Origin of the sequence: Mesorhizobium sp. M2A.F.Ca.ET.067.02.1.1 (genome assembly GCF_004023285.1) — a bacterium.
Taxonomy (GTDB): domain Bacteria; phylum Pseudomonadota; class Alphaproteobacteria; order Rhizobiales; family Rhizobiaceae; genus Mesorhizobium.
The window spans coordinates 1-2,064 of the sequence record NZ_RZSB01000927.1; the positions used below are offsets into that span (position 1 = coordinate 1).

At 65.0% G+C, this 2,064-nt stretch carries 3 protein-coding genes; all 3 read right to left on the reverse strand.

The features are described from left to right. A partial coding sequence (locus EOA28_RS33795; protein WP_148671036.1) for a substrate-binding domain-containing protein occupies positions 1–382 on the reverse strand: 382 nt, incomplete at its 3' end. A 41-nt stretch (positions 383–423) separates the two neighbouring features. Then, positions 424–1,419, reverse strand: a complete 996-nt coding sequence (locus EOA28_RS33800) for an ABC transporter permease (RefSeq protein ID WP_127386282.1) — start codon at positions 1,417–1,419, stop codon at positions 424–426. A 78-nt stretch (positions 1,420–1,497) separates the two neighbouring features. Continuing rightward, on the reverse strand, positions 1,498–2,064 hold a 567-nt coding region (locus EOA28_RS33805; RefSeq protein ID WP_148671037.1), incomplete at its 5' end, for an ATP-binding cassette domain-containing protein.

Genomic DNA, 2,064 nt, shown 5'->3' on the forward strand with positions numbered 1-2,064 from the left:
CGTCGAAGGCGACGACCTTGATGCCGGCGTCGACCGCGCGCTGGGCGGCGTCCTTCATCGATTCCGTCAGGCCGTGCTGGATGATGATGCCCTGTACGCCGAGCGCGATCGCCTGGTCGACCATGTCGGCCTGGAGCGCGGCGTCCTGGCGGCTGTCCAGCACGCGCAGGTCGACGCCGAGGGCCTTCCCCTGCGCCTCGACGCCGGAGAGATAGGCCTGGAAGAAGTCACCGGTCGAGAGATAACGCACCAGCGCGATCTTGACGCCGGGCTTGTCGAACGGCGCCGGGCGGTCCGCCGCCAACGCCGTTCCCTGCATCAGCAGCGCCGCGCCGGCGAGGCCGAGTGCCGCCTTCCCCAAAAGTCTCCTTGTGATGCTCACTTTTTCCTCCGTTTGTGTTCTCATCAATGTCCCGGTCGCAACTATCTCTTGCCCCTGCCGGAAAGGGCGAAGGTGAAGACAAGGGCGACGACGAGCACCGCGCCCTTGACGAAATCCTGCGTGTAGTAAGGAGCGTTCATCATCGTCAGGCCTTGCAGCAGGACGCCGACGAACACCGCGCCGACGGCGGTGCCGAAGGCGTTGGGCTTGGCGGCGCCGAGCACCGCGTAGCCGATGAGCGCCGCGGCGACTGCGTCGAGCAACAGATTATTACCCGAGGCGATGTCGCCGCGTCCAAGCCGCGCGGCGAGCAAAATCCCACCGATCGAGGCAAAAACTCCCGAAATGACATAGGCCCAGATTTTGTATGCCTTGACAGGCGCGCCGGCGAGCTCGGCCGCCCTTTCATTGCTGCCGACGGCATACATCATGCGGCCGAAACGGGTGTATTCGAGGAAGAACCAGATCAGCAGCGCGAGCACCACCAGCACCACCACAGAGACCGGGATCAGGTTCGGGATGAAGAAGTCGATGCGGTGGCGGCCGAGCGCCAGGAAGGCTTCGGAGAACTTGCCGTTGGCGACCGAGCCATCGGGCATGGTCATGCCGGTGGCGATCGAGCGGCCTTCCGTCGGGATGCGCTGCAGGCCGAGCAGCAGGAACATCATGCCAAGCGTCGCGAGCAGGTCGGGCACGCGCATAAAGACGATCAGCCAGCCATTGATCAGGCCGACGATGACGCCGATGACCAGGCAGGAGATCACCGCGACGATGGCGTTCTGCTCCAGCACGACCATGGCATAGGACGCCGCCATCATGGCGCTTGTGGCGACCGAGCCGATCGACAGGTCGAAACCGCCGACGACCAACGTCGCGGTGACGCCGAGCGCCAGCACGCCGGTAATGGCCACCGATTGGAAGATAAAGACCGCGCTCTGCGGCGAAACGAAACCGTCGGCAGCGATCGCGAAATAGGCGATCAACCCGACCAGCAGGACGATGAAGCCGTAGCGGATGGCATAGTCGCGCAATGTCATCGAACGCTCCCGCGCTGTTGTCCTCTCCGCCAAACTAGAACTCATGCCTGCACTCCGAGTCTCGTCATCCGCACGATCTCACGCAACACCATGCAGCGGTCCGCCGGCCACTTCCGCCAGCAGCCGGTCGAGGTCGATATCGGCGTTCCTGTGCTCGCCGACGATCGTGTGTTCCGACATCACCAGGATGCGGTCGGCGGTTTCCAGCGCCTCGTCGATCTCGGTGACGAAGATCAGCGTCGCGCGGCCGTCGGCGCTGGCCCGAAGCTTCGCGGCGATATCGCGCCGGGCCGAAATGTCGACGCCCTGGAACGGCTCGTCGAGGATGAAGAGGCGCGAGGCCTGCGACATCCAGCGCGCTACCATCACCTTCTGCTGGTTGCCGCCAGAGAGCGACGAAAGCTCGTCCTTCTCGGAACGGCAGACGATGCCGAGCTCGTCGATCTGGCGGCGGGCGGCGAGGCGCTCGGCACGCTTCTTCATGACGCCGAGGCTCGACATGCGCCTGAGGAACGGCAGGCTGATGTTGCGCTCGATGTTGAAGCCGCCGACGATGCCGCTCTCGGCGCGATCCTTGGCGACCAGGAAGACACCGGCGGCGATCGCTTCGCGCGCCGAGCCCGGCGCGTAGGGCTTGCCGTCCAT

What these genes read in the sequence shown, in the direction of transcription:
- EOA28_RS33800 (WP_127386282.1), bottom strand. Translation starts at nt 1,419, where the DNA reads ATGACATTGCGCGACTATGCCATCCGCTACGGCTTCATCGTCCTGCTG.